Below are 19,746 nucleotides of genomic sequence, written 5' to 3' on the forward strand. Positions count from 1 at the left end.
TTCGCGGCTCGCAATGACACGTTTATAAACTCACCCTTTCACATCCTCACTACTTGCGCCAGCTGCCCGGTGAGGGCGCGGCGGGAGTAGCGGGAGTGATGCTGGTCGGGCAAATCCAGGTTGGGGTGCTGCTGCCACTGCCGGCACAATGCTTCCAGGCGGGCCAGCATCCCCGCGAAATCCTCGTAGGGCAGGGCCGAGCCCGCTCCGCATTCCGTCAGCAGCGCGTCGGCATCGGAGCCGCTGGGGCCCACGCACAGAATGGGCTTGCCGGCCGCCAGGTACTCGAACACCTTGCCCGGCAGAATAGCCCGGTTGTTGACCACGTCGGGAACGGCCATGAGCAGCACCGTGCTTTGCAGCAGGTACCGCACCGACTCATCGTGCGGCACGAAGGGCACAAACTCAGTCTGAGCCTGCAAGCCTGCCTCCTGCACCTGCTGCTGAATACCGGGCGAAACCTTGCCCACGAAGCGCAGCCTCAGCGGCACTTGGGGGTGGCGGCGGGTGCACTCGGCGCAGGCCGCCAGCAGCTGCCCGATGTGGTAGGTTTCGGAAATAGTGCCCGTATGCGTAATCAGCAGCGCATCCCGGGGCGGCGCGCTGGGCTGCCGGAAGTCGTCTTCATCATAGCCGTTGGGTAGCACGTGGAACTTCTCCGGCCGCAGCGCCGCCGACTTGCTTAGGTACAGGCGCTTGGTGCTGGGGCTGGTTACGAGCACCGCGTCGGCCTGCTCCAGCACCTGCCGCTCGTAGCGCGCATCCAGCCAGCGGGCCGGTGGCAGATGGTTGAGCTCCTTATAATAATAGATGTCGGTCCACGGGTCGCGCATATCGGCCAGCCAGCGCAGCCCGTAGCGGCGCTTGAGCTCCAGCCCGATGAGCTGGGTAGAGTGGGGGGGCGAGGACGTGAGCACGGCGTCGAACTGCTCGCCGGCCGCCAGCAGCTCGGCTACGGCCTGCAGCACGTAGCGGTTCCAGCCCCGGCGGGCATCGGGGATGAACACGTTGCCGCGCACGAACTTGAACAGGCGCTGGGTGAAGCTGGTCTTGCTTTCGCCCACGAAGCCGCCGTAGGGCACCTGTTTACGGCCCGTCAGCTTCTTGTAGCTGTCGAAGGGCTCAAAGGTGCCGGTTCGGATGACGCGCATCCCGGCCGGAATATCAGCCGCCAGCGAATCATCCAGGACCGGATATGCGGCCTGGTCGGGGTCTACGGTGATGACGGTGGGCTCTACGTCAAACTGGGGCAAGTGCTTCACGAACTTAAGGCTGCGCTGCACGCCCGCCCCGCCGGAAGGGGGCCAGTAGTACGTAATTACGAGCAAACGAAGAGGGCGGGCAGCGGGCACGGGCACGAAAGGAAGGGGCAAGAAAGCAGCGAAGGTACGCACCGGCGGCCTTTCGGGGTTTTCTGGTTACTTTTGAAGGCTGAACCCGGTTTTTGTTTCGTAAACTATCTACACTATGGCTTCCGATAACTCCGAAATTTTGGCTCTTTTAGCTGACCTACTGCGGGCCACTGACCGGCAAACCGAGGAAAACTCGCGCAAAATCGATGAGCTGCGCACCGAAATCCGGCAGACCGCAGCCGATACTAACGCCCGCTTTGAAGCCATTTTCGACCGTTTTGCCACCGCCGTAGCAGATGGGTTTATTCGGGTCGAAAAGAAAATTGATGCCGTAAAGCAGGAAGTAGCTGAGTTGCGCACCGACGTGCAGCACATCGACCAGCGGCTGGAGCGCATCGAAACCAATCCGGCAACTACTCCCGATGTACTGCGCCGCCTGGAAATCCTGGAAAGTATTGTGCTGCGCAAAGCCTCGTAACCGCCCCCCGAAAATCAGCAAAAACAAATAACTCCGCGCAAAATCTCTGCGACTCAATGTTCGATAATCTAAGTACCAAGCTCGACAAAGCCTTTAAAACCCTCAAAGGTCAGGGCAGCATCACCGAAATCAACGTAGCGGCCACCGTTAAGGAAATTCGCCGCGCGCTGGTAGATGCCGACGTGAACTACAAGGTGGCCAAGGAAGTCACCGACAAAATCAAGGAAGAGGCCATGGGCCGCGACGTGCTCATCAGCGTGTCGCCGGGTCAGCTGCTCACCAAAATCGTCTACGATGAGCTTACCCAGCTCATGGGCGGCGAAAAGCAGGACATCGTCATCAAGGGCGAGCCGGCCGTGGTGCTGCTCTCGGGTTTGCAGGGCTCGGGCAAAACTACTTTCGCGGGCAAGCTGGCCTCTTTCATCAAAAAGCAGAACCGCACGGTGCTGCTGGTAGCCTGCGACGTGTACCGTCCGGCCGCTATCGATCAGCTGAAAGTGCTGGGCGAGCAGATTGGCGTGGAAGTATTCTCGGAGCCGGAAAACAAGAACCCGGTGGAGATTTCGCAGCACGCCATTGAGTATGCCCGCAAAAACAACAAGAAGGTAGTCATCATCGATACCGCCGGCCGCCTAGCCGTGGATGAGCAGATGATGCGCGAGATTGAGGCCGTGAAAAAGGCCATCAACCCGAGCGAAACCCTGTTCGTGGTGGACTCCATGACGGGCCAGGACGCCGTGAACACGGCCAAAACCTTCAACGACCGGCTGAACTTCGACGGCGTGGTGCTCACCAAGCTCGACGGCGACTCGCGCGGTGGAGCGGCCCTCAGCATCCGGGCCGTGGTGGAGAAACCCATCAAGTTCATCTCCACGGGGGAGAAGATGGAGGCCCTGGACATGTTCTACCCCGACCGCATGGCCCAGCGCATCCTGGGCATGGGCGACGTGATTTCGCTGGTAGAGCGGGCCCAACAGCAGTTCGACGAGGAAGAGGCCAAGCGTATCAACCAGAAGATCCGCAAAAACCAGTTCAACTTCGATGACTTCCTCTCCCAGCTGGAGCAGATCAAGAAGATGGGCAACCTGAAGGACCTGGTGGGCATGATTCCCGGCATGAGCAAGGCCATCAAGGACGTGGACATCGACGACGACGCCTTCAAGCCCATTGAGGCTATCATCAAGAGTATGACCAAGCAGGAGCGCGCCCAGCCCGAGCTGCTGAACAGCTCGCGCCGGCGCCGCCTGGCGAAAGGCTCCGGTACTGATATTCAGCAGGTAAACAACCTGATGAAGCAGTTTGAGGACATGCGCAAAGTGATGCGCACCATGAACAAGATGAGCACCACCAAAGGTGGCATGCAGCAAATGGCCCGCATGATGGGCATGAAAGGACCCTTGCGGTAGACCAGCCTGCTTAAACAGAAAGCCCCGTCTTTGCAGGCGGGGCTTTCTGTTTGGGTGGAAGTCACTGAACAGGTATTTCAACAACTACATCAGGCAGCAAATCATTGAAAATGTAGCAGTTTTGGTCAATCGGATAGTCCTGATTCCAAATGGCGAAGGTGAGGCCTCCCTCAAAGTAGAGCTTTACGCCAAAGCTGGGGCCAATTTTATGGTCGATAAGCTCAATTACGGCTAATAATCGACGTCCAATGAAAGGCTCGAAAGCAGGAAACACATCGGAGATAGAGCCAATCTGATATACCAGTCCACCTTGGTCTATAGTTCCGATGACAACTTCAGCTTCCTCGGCCAGATGCGTCATTGTCTGCTCATCGGTTGAGATGATGGCTAGGAGGTGTTAACAGTAGGTGTTAAGTTTGGGTATGGAGTACATGCTGACAGATGTGCAATGGGCGCGGATTGCGCCGCTGCTACCGGGCCGCGAGGGCACCAAAGGCGGGCGGGGTCAGGACAATCGACGCTTTGTGGAGGCGGTGCTGTGGCTGACACGCAATGGCTGCCGGTGGCGGGCCCTGCCGACCGAATGGGGCAACTGGCACACGACCTACACGCGCTTCCAGCGCTGGACGGCCTCCGGCGTGTGGGCCCGGGTGCTGGCGGCTGTGCAACAGGACGACGCGCTGCACACGCTGCTGGTGGACTCCACCACCGTGCGGGCGCACCAGCATGCCAGCGGGGCACGCAAAAAAACGGGCCGCAAGCCCTCGGGCGCAGCCGCGGCGGGCTGACGAGCAAGCTGCACGCGGTGGCCGACGCGCGGGGGCGGTTTGTGCGTGGGGGCTTGACGGCGGGCCAGCGCCACGATGCCCCGCAGGCGTTGCCGCTGCTCGACGGGTTGAGTCCGGCGTATGTCGTGGCCGACCGTGGCTACGATTCCGACCAGTTCGTCGCGGCCCTGGCCGCCCGCGGCACCTGTGCCGTGATTCCGCCTCGGCGCAAGCGCCGACACCCGCGCGCCTACGACGTGGCCCGCTATGCCCAGCGCCACCCCGTTGAGCGGCTCTTTAGCCGACTCAAGCAGTTTCGCCGTGTGGCCACGCGCTACGACAAGCTCGATGCGCATTTTCTGGCCTTTGTTCATCTGGCCGCAACCGTGCTCTGGTTGCGCGACTGTTAACACTTCCTAGCCACTGGTTGCCGTTGGCATGGTGAAATTGCAAATAAGTGATGAGAGGATCTGATTCTCCTTCCTCCATCATTATATCCACACGACCATCAAGCAAGGTGGCGCCAACTTGCTCCAGAAGGATAGGAGCGTTATGAAGCATAGGCTAATACTCCGTCTTGCCTTCCTTTTGCTCCCAGGCTTGGAAACCAGCCTGCGCCTCGCCGCGCAGAAACTCGGTCATGGGCAGGCGCCGCTGGTCGAGGGGTTTGTCCAGCTCTTCGTAGATGAACTGGTCGTCGAAGCCAATGGCGGCGGCATCGGCTTTGGTGTTGCCGTAGAACACGCGGCGTGGGCGGGCCCAGTAGATGGCGCCCAGGCACATGGGGCACGGCTCGCAGCTGGTATACAGGTCGCAGCCGTCGAGCTGAAATGTGCCCAGCACGGCGCAGGCTTTGCGGATGGCGTCTACCTCGGCGTGGCAGGTGGGGTCGTTGGTGCTCGTAACCTGGTTGAAGCCGCGCGCAATAATCTGCCCGCCTTTTACGATTACTGCTCCGAAGGGCCCGCCGTGGCCGGCCTGCATCTTTTCAATGGAAAGCCGGATGGCTTCCCGCATAAACTCGGGGTTGGGGTCCTGCATACACATCAAGTAAAAAGGGCGTGCAAGTTACGCGCCCCGCCGCAATGGCGCAGCTCCGACAAAACTTATTTCCTAAAGCAAGAAAGTTATGCGAATAATGAAATAGGTTTTGCCGGCTATGGCATGATGATTGATTTATCTAATCCCGAAAGAATAGTTTTTAGGTGTTTTGGTTGTGGAAAAGGGGGCGGCTATTGGTCGCCCTTTTTTATGCTCTTTTCCGCCGGCCTCTTTGCCTACTGCACCACGCGGAGCAGGTATTCTTCCTCATCGGGCGCAGTGCCGAACTTTTCGTTGCGGAACGCGCCCACGCGGCTGGGACCGTAGCCCAGATTCACTTTTACCCATTCGTCGCGCACGGGCAGCATGGTCAGGATTTCGCGGCGTAGCGTGGCCAGGTCCTCTTCCACGGCGCCGATGCGCTGCTGCTCTTCGTCGGTTTGCTGATCGTAGCTGCCGGTAGGGGGGGCGCTGTTCGAACTCCGGGGTGGGCGTGGGGTGCTCGTGCATGGTACGGGCTATGTGGGCCTGCTGCAACTCCTTTTCCGCTTTCAGGTAGGCTTGCACTTTATCTTCGAGCGGCAGCAGGTCGGGGTTCAGGTAGTCGAGGTTGCTGGACATGGGGCGTAAGGTTGAACGAGGTTTTCTCAACGCAGCCCCGCCCGAAAAGATACGTGCGCAGCCCGCCGCCCGCGTTTCCGGGCTCGTGGCCGTATCTTTGCGACCATGCCTCACTCTGTATCTTCGCCCGATGCCCTGGGCCACGCGCTGCTGACCTACCACCGTGGCCTCGACCCCGCCGCCACGCTCACCGTGCACTCCAACGTAGCCGAGGACGAGTCACTACCGGCCAGTTACTTCTTCCGCTCCCTCTGGGAAATGCCCGAGATGGAGCGCCTGGCCCTGGATGAGTGTCAGGGCCGCGTGCTCGACCTGGGCGCCGGCGCCGGCTGCCACGCCCTGGAGCTGCAAAGCCGGGGCTTTGCTGTGAAAGCCGTGGATGTATCGGTGGGGGCGGTGCAAACCATGCAGGAGCGCGGGGTACGGGAAGTGGCCTGCCACGAGCTGTTTGCCGTACCGGCCGAGGCGGGAGGCTACGACACGCTGCTGATGCTCATGAACGGTCTCGGGCTGGTAGGCACCCTGGACGGGCTGGAGCGTTTTCTGGTTTTTGCCCGTACGCTGCTGGCGCCCGGCGGCCAGATTCTGGCTACTTCCTCGGATATTTCTTATCTGTATGAAGACGAGGAAGGCGCCTTGGTGTTCGACCTGAACGGCCCCTACTACGGGGAAGTGGAGTACACCATGAGCTACCAGACCGAAACCGGCGCGGCCTTTTCCTGGTTGTTTGCCGATGCCAGCATTTTGCAGGATTACGCCGAAGCCGCCGGCTACGAAGTCGAGTTTCTGGCCGAAGACGAGCAGCAGCAATACCTGGTACGCCTTACGCTGAGAAGCTAGAATATTCATCTTAGCCTGCAACACCGGCTTCTGGCTTCTGCCTGATTTCTTCCCTTATGGAATACGCCAAAACCTATACCGTCCGCTGGGCCGACCTCGACCCGAACATCCACATGCGCCACTCGGCCTACACCGACTACGCGGCCCATACCCGGGTGCAGTTTCTGGCCGAGCAGGGTTTTACCATGGCGCGCTTTGCCCAGCTGGGCATCGGCCCCATCCTGTTTCGCGAAGACACCCGCTTTCTAAAAGAAGTGGGACTCGGCGAAACCATTCGCGTGACGGCCGAGCTGTCGGGGCTGAACGAGGATGGCTCCCGCTGGAATATCGTCCACGCAATCTATAAGGAAGATGGTCGGCTGGCCGCCACCGTGACAGTGGAAGGGGCCTGGCTGGATTTGCGCGCCCGCAAGCTGACGGTGCCCCCGCCCGAAATTTCCACCGTTATGAGCAGCATCAGCCGGCACGCTTCTTACCAGGATATTGTGCGGGCGCCCCGCGAGGCGTAGTCGGGGCATGAGGGCTCGGTCAAAAACCAGGCACTACCAGAAGATATTAATGGCCGTCACCAAGCGCTGTTCATTGCTTTAGCCAGGAGTTCCAGGAGTTGCTGCAGAAAGCAATACCTACTAAGAAGCAGTGTTTGGGCGACATGGCTGCGCCTGCTGCCCAATGGCCGCCAGCATTCGAAAAGGAGCGTAGGTAAAATAGTTGTCTGAATAATAGTGCGTTGTACAGGCTGTCTACACTTTGTCTACACGCCTTTTTAGGAATGTAAGCCTATTCGGTTGAACTATTGTAAAACTTAGAGCGTGTCGGCTTCGCTTCCTCTAGCTTCCTCTAGGCTTAGCGCTTTCTTGCATTCGTTGGTAGCTCCCTGCTCGGAAAACGGACGGCGGTTGGTGCCTTCATCAAGGGGCGTTTCCCTTTCTCTTATCTTCTGCTCACCTCATGCCATACCAATACTCTTTTCCTGCTTTGCGCTATTCTTGCCTGCTTGCGCCATTGGCGACCCTGCTGCTACTGGCTGCTGCCCCTCAGGCCACCCAGGCCCAAAGCGTTGGTATCGGCACCACCGCGCCCAATGCCTCGGCGGCCCTCGAAATCAGGAGCACCTCGCAGGGCCTGCTGCTGCCCCGCCTCACCCTGGCCCAGCGCGACGCCCTTACGGCCAGCACTACGGCCCCGCCCGTGGCCGGCCTGGTGATTTATCAGTCCGACAACACCCCCGGCCTCTACGCCTTCGATGGCACGACCTGGGTGCGCCTGGGCGGTGACAATCTGGGCAGCCACACGGTTACCCAAAACCTGAACCTGGCCGATAAGCTGCTGGTGGGCAATGGCGGCACCCAGGGCCTGAGCATCGACAACGCCGGCAACGTAGGTCTGGGCACCACCGCCCCCAGCCAGAAGCTGGACGTGCGCGGCAACGTGCGCCTGGGCGACAACGGCGGCCAGGCAGCCGGTACAGGGCAGGCCATTGAGTGGGTGGGGCCGGGCGTGAGCTCCGACCCGGTAGGTATCTACCGCCACAATCCAGCCGTAGACCAGAGCGAGCTGCGCGTGGTAGTGGGCGATGTGGCCGACCCGAGCGACAAGTTCGTGGTGGGCCGCATGGGCGGCACCAGCAGTGAGGGCGGCATCCCTACGGGTAACTTCACCCCGGCTTTCTCGGTGGGTGCCGACGGCAAGGTGAACGTGAACGGGCTGGTGGGCACCGGCACCCGTTTCCTGGCCGCCGACCCTGACGGCAACCTGACGGCTACGGCCACCACCGGTACGGAAGGCGACAACCTGGGCGACCATGTGGCCACCCAGAACATCAACCTGAACGGCAACAAGCTGGTGGGCGGCACCACGGACCGCGCCATCCGGGGTGGTCTAAGCCTCGACGGCAACGGCCTGCTCACGGTCGGCGCGGCCCGCGTCAACGCCGACTCCACCAACCGCTACGGCGCGCGCCTGCTCGACATGGACCAGGACGTGGTCATCACCTCCAAGCAGGGCAAGGGCAACACGACACCCGCCATCCTCGGGGCCGGCGACCGGCTGATGTGGCTCTCGTATTACGGGGCCTTCCGGGCCGGGGGCGTCACGGGCGACCGGTGGAACCGCACGGCCGCGGGCAGCTCCAGCACCGTTATCGGCATGTACTCGGCGGCTTTCGGCCTCGACAACCAGGTCGGCAGCCCCTACGCCACGGGCTTTGGCTGGAACAACCGTCTGCGCAACAGCGAAGGGGCGCTGGTCACGGGCCTCAACAACGACGTGGTGCAGGGCTTCTACGCGCTGGTGACTGGTGCGCGCAACTCCCCCAAAGGCTGGTACCACCTGATCGGCGGCTACCAGAACAAGGTGCTGGGGTCAACTTCCGCCGGCTACTCCGCCGCCGTGGGTGCCTACGTCCCGAGCTGGCCCCCGTCCTTGGCCTTTGGCCAGGGCTGCTACTCCCGCTCCAGCCGGGGCAACACCTACACCATGGGCTACTACGCCCGCACCAACGGCTACTACGGCAGCTTTGTACTGGCCGATATGTCGCCGCTTGTCGGTCTTGACCCTCAAGTCCAGACACCCTCCGACCGCCAGCAGGACTCGGTGTACAGCACCAACTACAACCAGATGACCATGCGCTTTGCCGGGGGCTACCGCCTCTTCACCTCCGTGGCCACCCGCACTGACCCCGGAGGGGTCACGCCGCTGGGTACGCCCGTGGGCGTACAGGTGTTTCCCGGCGGCAATGCCTGGCAAACCCTCTCCGACTCGACCAAGAAGGAGCGGCGGGTGCTGGCCGACGGCAACCTGTTTCTGGCCCGCATCAACCGTATGCGCCTGGGCTCGTGGAACTACAAGGGCCAGAGCGCCGACACCATGCGCCACTACGGCCCCATGGCCCAGGACTTCTATGCCGCCTTCGGTCACGACGGGGTAGGCAGTATTGGCGAGAAAACCAGCATCAACCAAGCCGACTTCGACGGGGTGAACCTGATTGCCATTCAGGCCCTGTACCGGCGGGTGCTGGCTCTGGAAGCAGAGAATGCCCGCCAGCAGCAGCAGATTCAGTTGCTGCAAGTCCCGGCCGGTGTCTCGCCCACGCCGGCTGCCGAGGTGGCGGAGCTGCGCCGTCAGCAGGCCGCCCTGCAAGCCCGCCTGACCCAGGCCGATGCCGACCACGCCAGCCTGCTTTCCCTGCAAGCCCAGATGGCCCGCCTGCTGGGCGCCGACGCCCAGGCCCGCCAAGAACCGACTCCGGCCCGGTAAAGCACCCTTGCTGCGCTACCGTGCCTACAGCAAAAAGCCAGACCCTACGTAGGGTCTGGCTTTTGCTGTAGGCACGGTAGGGTATTGTCTCAGATGCATAATTGATAGACTGTGCCTGTTGCAACGGTAGGGTGCCGCCTAAGCCAGCAGGAGCCTGGGGTAGCCAGGGAGGGTGGTAGCCGGGTAAGGGTTCATGATTCGATTTTGGCTAGCTGAGTGCGGTTTGATCCGAGCCTGGACCACTAATGGGCCGCTCGCAGCCCAATAGCGGGCACGGATGGCCGGTCGCATAGCAACGCCAGTTGATAGGAGCAGGGGGTAGGAGGCCAGCCAAAAACCTACCGGCAAAAGCACCCTCACACGTTTTGGCGGGGGACTAGTGTAGGATGGTGCTAGTAGGAAATGGGTGAGCAAACCGTCATATGGTACTATTCTATTATCTGTATACAACGGGGCGCGCGGTCAGTTATCTTTACGGGGACGGCCGAGCTTTCCAGCAGCATGTGTACCTTAACTGTGCTGTCGTATTTTCCGTGTACGCGCTATTGTCCGTTACCTGGCAGTAGCGCGTCCTTATGTTCTGCTGCTGCTTTCCGGTCTGTTTCTGCCCGCTACCACACCGTTATTGTGCTTCCGTTACCTCTTGGTCTGTTTGTGCTAAAAAGGCTGCACCTACTGCTGCTGTGTTTGTGCCTGGCAGGTGGACTGCGCGCAGAAGCGCAGCCGGCAGTCAGCAAGGATACGGCTGCTGACCTCACCGTACGGTTGGAGGGCATGCTGCCCGATAAGAGCTATAGCTGGGAAAGAATTCATGCAGATTCCACGCTGGTCTTTGCCCCGGCCGACTCGCTGCGTCCGGCTCAGGCCCGCCGGTTCTGGCTTAAACTCACGGTTACCAACCGCAGCCGCTACGACCAGGCCGGCCGACTGCGGGTGCTGCCTGCCCTCGATAACACCCTGTTTTATTTCGATGCGGATGCCCAGCTGTGGCGTACCCACCGGGCTGGTCTGGCCATAGCCACGGATAGTGCCCGCCTGAAAGGGCAAATGACCCTGCTACTGCAAGGACACACCACCACTACAGTTTATGTGCACGTGCGGCTGAGCCAGCAGGCTACGTTGCCGCCATCCATACACTTGGGAGTGAGCATAGAGCAAGAAGCAACGGCCCGGCACACCGAGTTGTTCTTCGGCGTGGCCTGGGCCGTGTCCATAGCGGTGCTGCTGCTGCTGCTGCTCACCAACCTGCACGGGTACGCCCGCTTTCCGGACCGCACTACCCTGTATTATATCTGCACGCAGGTAGGGGCGGCCCTGTACATTACGGCGTTCCGGAATTTTTTCAGAGTCTGGTTTCCGGCGCCGGTTTTCAGTTTGATGGTGCTGCCCAGCGGTATCGGGTACGGCTACTCCATCAACAATATATTTATGCACCTGAGCGTGGTGCTACTGCTCATTGGGTTTGGGCAGATGACCCGCTCATACCTGGAAACGCCCACCCACCTCCCCCGGCTCGACAAGGTGCTGCGCTACGCACTGCGGGGCTACATAGGCTTCACCGTGGTGGTAGGGCTGGTGAACCTGAGCGGATTTTATCTGAACTACTACTCGCTGCTGCTCGACAACCTGCTGGTGCTGGGGGTGATAACGCTGCTGCTGTACATCACCTTCGTGGCTTACCGGCGGCGGCTGCCCCTGGCGCGCACCTACCTGCTGGCCAACGTGCTGCCCCTGCTGTGCATCATGGCCGTGGCCGTGTACCACGTGGTACTGGGCTTCGACAATGAGGGCAAGCTCCTGCTGCCCGACCTGGCCGTGGTGTCGCACGCGCTGTGCTTTTCGGCCGCCATCAGCATCCGCCTCCAGAACCTGCAGCGCAGCCTGCTGGCCAGGGAGCGCGAAGCCAGTAACCTGGCCCTGGACATCCGGCAGCAGGAGCTGCGCAGCCGGGAAATAGCCCTGCAGAACACCCAGATTCAGGCGGCTTTCCAGCGGATGGAGCGGCAGCACCAGCAGGACCGGGAGCAGGCCTCGCAGCAGCTGAGCGAAGACCGGCGCCAGCAGGAAACCACCAACCAGGAGCTGCAGCAGCAGTTGGAAGCCAACCAGCGCGAGCTGGCCTCCACCACCCTGTACGTGCAGCAGAAAAACGCCCTGCTGGCCGAACTCAAGCAGCAGATAGGAGAACTGGGCGCGCAGAGCCCAGGAGGCCGACCGCAGGAGCTGGCGGGCATCAAGTCTATTCTGCAAACCAGCCTGTACCTGGACGAGGACTGGCAGCGGTTCAAGCTGCACTTCGAGCAGGTGCACCCGCGCTTTTTCGAGGAGCTGCAAAGCAAGTACCCGGCCCTCACCAAGCACGAGCAGCGGCTGTACTGCTACTTCCACATCAACCTTTCTACCAAGGAAATTGCGGTGCTGCTCAACATCGACCCAGCCAGCGTGCGGCGGGCCAAAACCAGGCTCTACAAAAAAATAGGTGCGGCCGACAAAGGGGAGGAGCTACCCCCATCCGGGCAGGAAGCAGCCGGGCCCCTGGCCGAAGAATAACGCCTCGCCACCGCACGCAGTATCCAGCCGACCAGGCAAGGGCCCTGGGTTTCCAATGAAACCCAGGGCCCTTGTTGTTTTACAGGTAAATAAAAGTATCTGATTATCAGTAATGTGTAAACATTGTCCATACTTTGTCTACGCTCGGTTTTAGGGAAACGGGCCCTGCGCGTCGGACTATTGCAGCACATAGCACGTGTCGTCCACGCCCCGCCGTTGGCTTAGGCCATTATCCACTCGGCAGCAGCTCCAGGGGGAGCTGGGTTGGCGCGCCGGCATCAGAGGTTGGCCCTCGGTGCTGGCGCGGCCCACCAGCTGGCGGCGCGTTTTTCAGTTGTCTTTCGCTCTTTGCCCATGACCCACACCTACACTCTCCTGCCTGTGTTTTACCGTTACCTGCTCGCGCCCCTGGCGGCGCTGCTGCTGCTGGCTGCCGCGCCCACGGCCCTGGCCCAAACCACGCCCAGCGGCGGGGTAGGCATCGGCACCACGGCCCCCAATGCCAAGGCTGCCCTCGAAATCGTGAGCTCGGAAAAGGGCCTGCTCATTCCGCGCCTGACGGTGACGGAGCGGGGTGCCATTGCCGCCCCCGTGCCCGCCGGCCTGCTCGTGTACCAGACCGACGGCACCCAGCCCGGCTTCTGGTACTACGAGGCCACCAACGGCTGGACGTACCTGAACCCCACCGGCGACGGGGCTGGCGACAACCTGGGCGACCACACCGCCACCCAGGCCGTGCGCCTCAACGACAACGCCCTGACCAACAACGGCACCGGCGGCATCCGCATCGACGACGCGGGCCAGGTGGGCATTGGCACCAGCAGCCCCACAGCCCCGCTACACATTGCCAAAGCGGCGACAGTTACGACCTCCAGTTCGGGCCCCAACCTAGCTGCGAATGCCGTGGCCTCGGCTTCTTCCATTTATGACGCCGATTACCCGGCTTCCGGCGTCAACGATGGTAGTACCGGCAGTACGTGGTCGGCGGCCGGCGGGGCCGGGCTGCCGCAGTGGGTGCAGCTGGATTTGGGTAGCTCGCCCGCCGTCGTGAAGCAGTACCAGGTGTACCTGGGTGCTTACAACTACGCGGCCGGGGCCTGGGACATGCAGGGCAGCAACGACGCCAGCGCCTGGACCACTCTGCACACGGTAAGCACGGACCAGCCTGCTGGTACTTACAACACTTACGCGGTGACCAACACCACGGCCTACCGCTACTACCGCCTGCTCATCTCCCGCGCCCGCACCGGCTACACTAGCAGCGACGTGGACATTGCCGAGTGGCGCCTGATGAGTTCGGTAGGTGGGACGACCTCCACGCCCGCCGTGGCCGTGCGCATCGACCCCGGCACCCTGCAGCTGGGCAGCGGCGCGGCCGTGGGCTCCTTCTCCACCGATGGCACCCTGGCCGGCAACTCCGATGCCAGCGTACCCACCGAGCAGGCTGTGAAAACCTACGTGGACGCCAAAGTAGCCGGCGGCGGCACCGGCAACCAGACGCTGAGCATCAATGGCCAGAACCTGAGCATCTCGGGCGGCAACACCATTACCCTTCCTGCCGCCAGCGGCGACAACCTGGGCAACCACACCGCCACCGAAGACCTGAACCTGCAAGGCAATGCCCTGACGGGGGACGGCGCCAACATTAATGGTATCGGGCTGGGCGTGCGTGCCGACGGCGGCCTGAACATCGGACAGAACGCGCCCCGCCGTAACTTCCTGCTAGGCTACGAAGCCGGCCAGAGCGCTACCACCGGCAACGACAACCACTTTGTGGGTTACCAGGCCGGCCAAGCTACTACCACGGGGGCGTTCAACCAGTTTGTGGGTCTGCAGAGCGGGTATTTCAACACCACAGGTAGCAGCAACCTGTTCAGCGGCTACCAGAGCGGCTACAATAGCACCACGGGCGACAATAACGTATTCAGTGGTTTTCGCAGCGGTGTGTACAGCAGCACGGGCAGCCAAAACGTATTTCTGGGCTCCTCCAGCGGCCTCATCAACACCACTGGCAGCAACAACGTGGCTCTGGGTTACAACAGCGGGCCGAACAGAGGGGATCTGACGAATGCCATTGCCATTGGCGCGAACGTGCAGGCCACCCAGAGCAACACGATGGTGCTGGGCAACGGCGTGAAAGTGGGTATTGGCACCAGTGAGCCCACCCAGAAGCTGGAAGTGGCCGACGGCAACATCAAGATTGCAACTACTGGCAATGGCTTGGTCTTTCCCGACGGTACTTTCCAGACCACGGCGGCCAGCGGCGACAACCTAGGCAACCACACCGCCACCACCAACATTGGCCTGAACGGCAACTGGCTCAGCAACGCCCCCGGCAATGCCAACGGCCTACGCGTGACGGATGGTGGCAACGTGGGCATCGGTACGGCCGACCCGCAGGCTACGCTGCACGTGAACGGCAGCACCCGCCTAAGCGGCTTGGCCGGCTCCGGCACCCGCGTGGTAACGGCCGATGCCAACGGCAACCTGGCTACGACAGCCACCAGCACCCTGGGCGACAATCTGGGCAACCACACCGCCACCCAGAACCTGAACTTGCAAACCAACGCTCTGACGGGCAACGGCGCCAACATCAGCGGTATTGGCCTGGGCGTGCGGGCCGATGGGGGCCTGAACATCGGGCAGAACAACCAGAATCAGAACCTGGCGCTGGGCTACGGCACCGGCTCCACCAGCTTGGGCGCCTACAACCAGTTTGTGGGTTTGCAGAGTGGGGCCTACACCACGGGCGAAGGCAACCTGTTTGTGGGCTACCAGAGCGGCCTCTACAATGGCAGCGGCAACTACAACCAGTTTGTGGGGCGCTACAGCGGCCGCAACAACACCACGGGCAGTTACAACCTGTTCATGGGTGAATCGAGCGGTAACAGCAACACCACGGGCAGCTACAACCAGTTTGTGGGCTACCGGAGCGGCCAGGCCAATACTACGGGCGAATACAACCTGTTTATGGGCTATGAGAGCGGCAGAGCTAACACCACGGGCGGCCGCAATATGTTCAGCGGCAACTATAGCGGCTACTCCAACACCACGGGCATCTTCAACCAGTTTATAGGTAACTACAGCGGCTACGCCAACACCACGGGCCAGGAGAACCTGTTTGTAGGCTACGGGAGCGGCAGCACCAATACCACGGGCTTCTACAACCAATTTATTGGCTTCCGCAGTGGCGAGGCCAACACTACGGGCAGCAACAACCAGTTCAGCGGCTACTATAGTGGCTACCGCAATACGACGGGCAGCAGCAACCAGTTTAGCGGCTACGAGAGCGGCAACGCCAACACCTCGGGCAACAACAACCTGTTCAGCGGCTACCGTAGCGGCCTGTATAGCACTACGGGCAGCAATAACCAGTTCAGCGGCTATGAAAGCGGCTACTTCAACACCACGGGTGAGAACAACCTGTTCCTGGGCTTCCGCAGCGGCTACCTTAACGAAACCGGCGTCGGCAACACGGTAGTAGGCTCCAACAGCGGCCCCACCTATGCGGCCCGCGCCATCACCAACGCCACGGCCCTGGGCGCCAACGTAACGCTGACTACCAGCAACACCGTGGTGCTGGGCAACGGCGCCAACGTGGGCATCGGCACCAGCAGCCCCACCCAGAAGCTGGAAGTGGCCGGCGGCATCAAGTTCACCGGCCTAAGCAACGCCCTGACCTTCCCCGACGGTACCACCCAGACCAGCGCCGCCGCTAGTTCCACGGCCAGCAATGGCCTCACGCGCACGGGCACCAACATCACCCTGGGCGGCACCCTCACCCAGGCCACCACCATCGACCAGCAGAACAATAACCTGAGCTTCACCAATGGCCGCGTGGGCATCGGCACCACCAGCCCCGGTCACCCGCTCACGGTGCAGTCCGACGCTAACGGGCGTTTCCTGGGCTTCAACGACATGTACGGCGGCGACCGGTATAACTTCAGCATGGTATCCGGCGGATTGGGCGGCCTCAACTTGAGCGAGAGCAACATTGCCAGCGGCCGCCTGTTCATCCAAGCGTTTTCAGGCAATATCGGCATCGGCACCATCACGCCCACCGATAAGCTTGAGTGGCCGATGGCAACATCCGAATAGTGAGCCAGAACCGCGGCCTCTTCTTCCCCGATGGCACCTTTCAGGGCACGGCGGCCGTCGGCGACAACCTAGGCAACCACGTGGCGACGCAGGGTATCACGGGCACCAACGGCGAGGACATCGGCACTGTGGTGGGCCTGGGCATCCGGCCCGACGGTGGCCTGAACCTGGCCCAGAACGGCGTGGGCCACAACCTGCTGATAGGCTACCTAGCCGGCCAGATGATTACGGTACCGGATGAGAATTCCATTTATGGGCAAGATAACCAGATTGTTGGCTACCTGGCCGGCAGGTACACCACGACCGGCCACGCTAACCTCTTCAATGGCTACTATAGTGGCTACCGCAATACGACGGGCTTCTTCAACCAGTTTATCGGCTACCAGAGCGGCTACTCTAACACAGAAGGCGCGGCCAACCTGTTCTCGGGCTATCAGAGCGGCTTCCACAACACTCTGGGCAACCTCAACCAGTTCATCGGCTTTCGGAGCGGCTATAACAACACCACCGGCAACAATAACTCTTTTAACGGCAGTCAAAGCGGTTTGAGCAACACCACTGGCTCCTACAACGTGTTCAGCGGCGACCAAGCCGGTAGCGCCAACGAGACGGGCTCCTACAACACGGCCCTGGGCGCCAACAGCGGCCCCGACAGCAGCCACGGCAACATCACCAACGCCACGGCCCTGGGCGCCAACGTGGAGCTGACCACCAGCAACACCGTAGTGCTGGGCAGCGGGGCCAACGTGGGCATCGGCACCAGCGGGCCAACCCAGAAGCTGGAAGTAGCCGGCACCATCTTCAGCAGCACGGGCGGCTTCCAGTTCCCCGACGGTACCACCCAAACCACCGCCGCCGCCCCCTTCGACCTGACTGGCGACATCATCAGCACCGGCGTGGCCACCACCTATAACAACGTGGTGCCCGCCACCAAGGGCGGCGCCGGCACGGTGAGTGGCATCCTCAAGGCCAATGGCAGCGGCACCGTAGCCGCCGCCCAGGTTGCCGATTTCCCCGTCCTTAACCAGAACACCACCGGCAACGCGGCCACGGCCACCTACGCCACCACGGCCGGCAATTCCGCTACCGTGACCACCAACGCCAACCTGACGGGCGACATCACCAGCACCGGCAATGCCACCATCTACGCCGCCGTGGTGCCCGCCGCCAAGGGCGGCGCCGGCACCGTAAGCGGCTTGCTGAAAGCCAATGGCAGCGGGGTGGTCTCGGCGGCCGTGGCCGGCACCGACTACCTGACCCCGGCCGCGGCAGGCACGGGCTTCATCCAGAACACCACCACCCAGCAAGCCAGCAGCAACTTCAACATCAGCGGCGCCGGCACCGTGGGCGGTCAGCTCACGGTGGGCAGTGCCACAATAAGCGGCGCCACCAAACTGGGTAGCCTGGCCGGCAGCAACTCCCGCATGGTAACGGCCGCCGCCGATGGCACCTTGGCCACCCAGGCCCTGCCTACCGACGCTCAGACGCTGACCCTAAGCAGCGGCAGCCTGAGCATCAGCGGGGGCAACAGTGTAACGCTGCCCGATGCCTCGGCCACCAATGAAGCCCAGACCCTCAGCAAAGCCGGTACCACGGTAACGCTAAGCACCGTGAACGGCGCTGGCGGCGGTTCCTTCACCGACCTGGATACCGACGCCCAGCAGTTGACGCTGGACGGCAATGCGCTACGCCTCTCCAACAGCACCAGCGTAATCCTGCCCGATGCCTCGGACACCAACGAGGCCCAGACCATCTTCAAGAACAACGGCCTGATCAGCCTGACGCCGATTAATGGCTTCGGCGGCGGCTCCGTAACCGATAACGACGGGCAGACCTTGAGCGTGAGCGGCGGCAACCTGAGCATCAGCGGGGGCAACAGCGTGGCCCTGAGCAGCCTGGGCGACAACCTGGGCAACCATACCGCCACCCAGAACCTGAATTTGACGACGGCCAACGACCTGCTGCTGAAAGATGCCAACCACGGTCTGGGCTGGTACGGCGCCGCCAAAACCTGGAACAGCCTGACCACCGACGGCCCCGTGCTCTACGGGTACGACACCGGTATTCTGGGCATCAAGCGCAACGGCACTCAGCAGTCGGTGCTGTACTGGAACTATCTGGGCCGCGTGGGCATCGGCAACACGAATCCCACGCAGACGCTGGACGTGAACGGGGGCATCCTGGCCCGCGGCTTCGGGGCCATCAGCGACCAGGGCGCCTACCTGCAATGGAACCGCTCACTGGGGGAAGGCGAAACCTGGCTGCTCAACCAGAAGGGTGGCGGCAACCAGTACGGCGGCATCCGCTTTGGGGGCGCGAGTTCCTCGAACGCCGTGACGGAGTGGGCGCGCTTCATCGACAATGGCAACCTGGGCCTAGGCACGGCTACGCCCGATGCCCGGCTCGACATCGAGAGCAGCGCCCCGCAGCAGCTGATTCTGACCTCGACCAGCCCTGACCCGACGGGCATGCTTACCTTCAACTTCCCGGCCAGCAACTCCGCCGGCAACACGGCCACGGAGATGATTGTCTTCAACAAGGCTGGCCACCCGACCTTTATCGGGGCCATCGGGGCCAATCTGAGCAGCAACACGGTCTACTACAACACGGCCTCGGACCGGCGCCTGAAGGAGAACATCCGCCCCACCCACTACGGGCTGGCTGACGTGCTCAAGCTGCGGGTGCAGGACTATAACTTCATCGGCACGGCAGCAGTGAACCGCACGACCGGCTTCCTGGCCCAGGACCTGTTCGGGGTATACCCGGAGGCCGTGAGCCCGGGTGATACGGGTGCCACGGTGAGCCGCCCCTGGGCCGTGGACTATGGCAAGCTCACGCCCCTGCTGGTGCAGGCCATTCAGGACCAGCAAGCCCAGATTGAGGACTTGAAAAAGCAGAACGCCGCCCTGCAGGCCCAGGCCAAAACCCAGGAGGCCCGCGCCACCTCGGCTGAGACCCAGGCCGCCCAGGCAACTGCCGCCACCGAAGCCTTTGAGCAGCGGCTGCGGCGCCTGGAAGCTGGTCAGGCCCAGGCCCAGAAATAGGCTTATCATCTGCTTAATAGCAACGCCTCCGGTCGACTTGGCCGGAGGCGTTGCAGTGTTTAGAAGCCAGGTAGCTTAGGTCTTCGCTGCCTCAGGTTGCTGCCGGTTTTGATGCTTATTGAAAAGGTAACACTTGAATAGTAATCATTTACCCAGGTTGTCTACACTTTGTCTACGCTCCTTTTTAGGAAAGCGGGGCCAGTGTGTCGGACTATTGTAGGTGCCGCCGCCAGTTGGCCCTACCGCCTGGTGCCGGGCACTTCGACCCCGGTTTCTTTTGCCCGCCTCTCT

The 19,746-nt window shown here is 61.8% G+C and carries 12 protein-coding genes and 1 pseudogene; 9 read left to right on the top strand and 4 right to left on the bottom strand.

The window, feature by feature from the left end; genetic code table 11:
• Positions 1-38 precede the first annotated feature (38 nt).
• Positions 39-1,373 carry a glycosyltransferase family 4 protein gene (locus LRS06_RS18225; protein ID WP_257872809.1) on the bottom strand — a complete coding sequence of 445 codons (1,335 nt, stop codon included), beginning with the start codon at positions 1,371-1,373 and terminating at the stop codon, positions 39-41.
• Between the two features lie 118 nt (positions 1,374-1,491).
• Between LRS06_RS18225 and LRS06_RS18230 the strand changes: the two genes are divergently transcribed.
• On the top strand, positions 1,492-1,830 hold the full coding sequence (locus LRS06_RS18230) for a hypothetical protein (protein WP_257872810.1): 339 nt from the start codon (positions 1,492-1,494) through the stop codon (positions 1,828-1,830).
• Positions 1,831-1,886: 56 nt separating this feature from the next.
• Positions 1,887-3,236, top strand: a complete 1,350-nt coding sequence (ffh, locus tag LRS06_RS18235; protein WP_257872811.1) for a signal recognition particle protein — start codon at positions 1,887-1,889, stop codon at positions 3,234-3,236.
• Between the two features lie 61 nt (positions 3,237-3,297).
• Here ffh and LRS06_RS18240 read toward each other — a convergent pair whose 3' ends face one another.
• Positions 3,298-3,597 (bottom strand): hypothetical protein, encoded by a 300-nt coding sequence (locus tag LRS06_RS18240; RefSeq protein WP_257872812.1) that lies wholly within the window; start codon positions 3,595-3,597, stop codon positions 3,298-3,300.
• Positions 3,598-3,667: 70 nt separating this feature from the next.
• Between LRS06_RS18240 and LRS06_RS18245 the strand changes: the two are divergent.
• A pseudogene (locus tag LRS06_RS18245) lies at positions 3,668-4,413 on the top strand (IS5 family transposase).
• 154 nt (positions 4,414-4,567) lie between these two features.
• On the opposite strand, the gene LRS06_RS18250 reads toward LRS06_RS18245, so the two are convergent.
• Both LRS06_RS18250 and LRS06_RS18255 read right to left on the bottom strand, forming a co-directional pair.
• On the bottom strand, positions 4,568-5,044 hold the full coding sequence (locus LRS06_RS18250; RefSeq protein ID WP_257872813.1) for a nucleoside deaminase: 477 nt from the start codon (positions 5,042-5,044) through the stop codon (positions 4,568-4,570).
• Between the two features lie 236 nt (positions 5,045-5,280).
• Entirely contained in the window at positions 5,281-5,454 is a 174-nt protein-coding gene (locus LRS06_RS18255) for a hypothetical protein (protein ID WP_257872814.1), read from the bottom strand.
• A 316-nt stretch (positions 5,455-5,770) separates the two neighbouring features.
• Between LRS06_RS18255 and LRS06_RS18260 the strand changes: the two genes are divergently transcribed.
• The 6 genes from LRS06_RS18260 (at position 5,771) to LRS06_RS18285 (ending at position 19,455) form a co-directional block, all read left to right on the top strand.
• Positions 5,771-6,505, top strand: a complete 735-nt coding sequence (locus tag LRS06_RS18260) for a bifunctional 2-polyprenyl-6-hydroxyphenol methylase/3-demethylubiquinol 3-O-methyltransferase UbiG (RefSeq protein ID WP_257872815.1) — start codon at positions 5,771-5,773, stop codon at positions 6,503-6,505.
• A gap of 56 nt (positions 6,506-6,561) precedes the next feature.
• Complete coding sequence (locus LRS06_RS18265; RefSeq protein ID WP_257872816.1) at positions 6,562-7,014, top strand: thioesterase family protein; 453 nt, start codon at positions 6,562-6,564, stop codon at positions 7,012-7,014.
• Positions 7,015-7,510: 496 nt separating this feature from the next.
• Complete coding sequence (locus tag LRS06_RS18270) at positions 7,511-9,763, top strand: tail fiber domain-containing protein (RefSeq protein WP_257872817.1); 2,253 nt, start codon at positions 7,511-7,513, stop codon at positions 9,761-9,763.
• 654 nt (positions 9,764-10,417) lie between these two features.
• Positions 10,418-12,313, top strand: a complete 1,896-nt coding sequence (locus LRS06_RS18275; RefSeq protein ID WP_257872818.1) for a 7TM diverse intracellular signaling domain-containing protein — start codon at positions 10,418-10,420, stop codon at positions 12,311-12,313.
• Positions 12,314-12,667: 354 nt separating this feature from the next.
• Complete coding sequence (locus LRS06_RS18280; protein ID WP_257872819.1) at positions 12,668-16,411, top strand: discoidin domain-containing protein; 3,744 nt, start codon at positions 12,668-12,670, stop codon at positions 16,409-16,411.
• On the top strand, positions 16,411-19,455 hold the full coding sequence (locus tag LRS06_RS18285) for a tail fiber domain-containing protein (protein WP_257872820.1): 3,045 nt from the start codon (positions 16,411-16,413) through the stop codon (positions 19,453-19,455). Before LRS06_RS18280 ends, LRS06_RS18285 begins: the two co-directional genes overlap by 1 nt.
• The last annotated feature ends 291 nt before the right edge of the window (positions 19,456-19,746 follow it).

It is taken from the genome of Hymenobacter sp. J193 (assembly GCF_024700075.1).
GTDB lineage: Bacteria > Bacteroidota > Bacteroidia > Cytophagales > Hymenobacteraceae > Hymenobacter.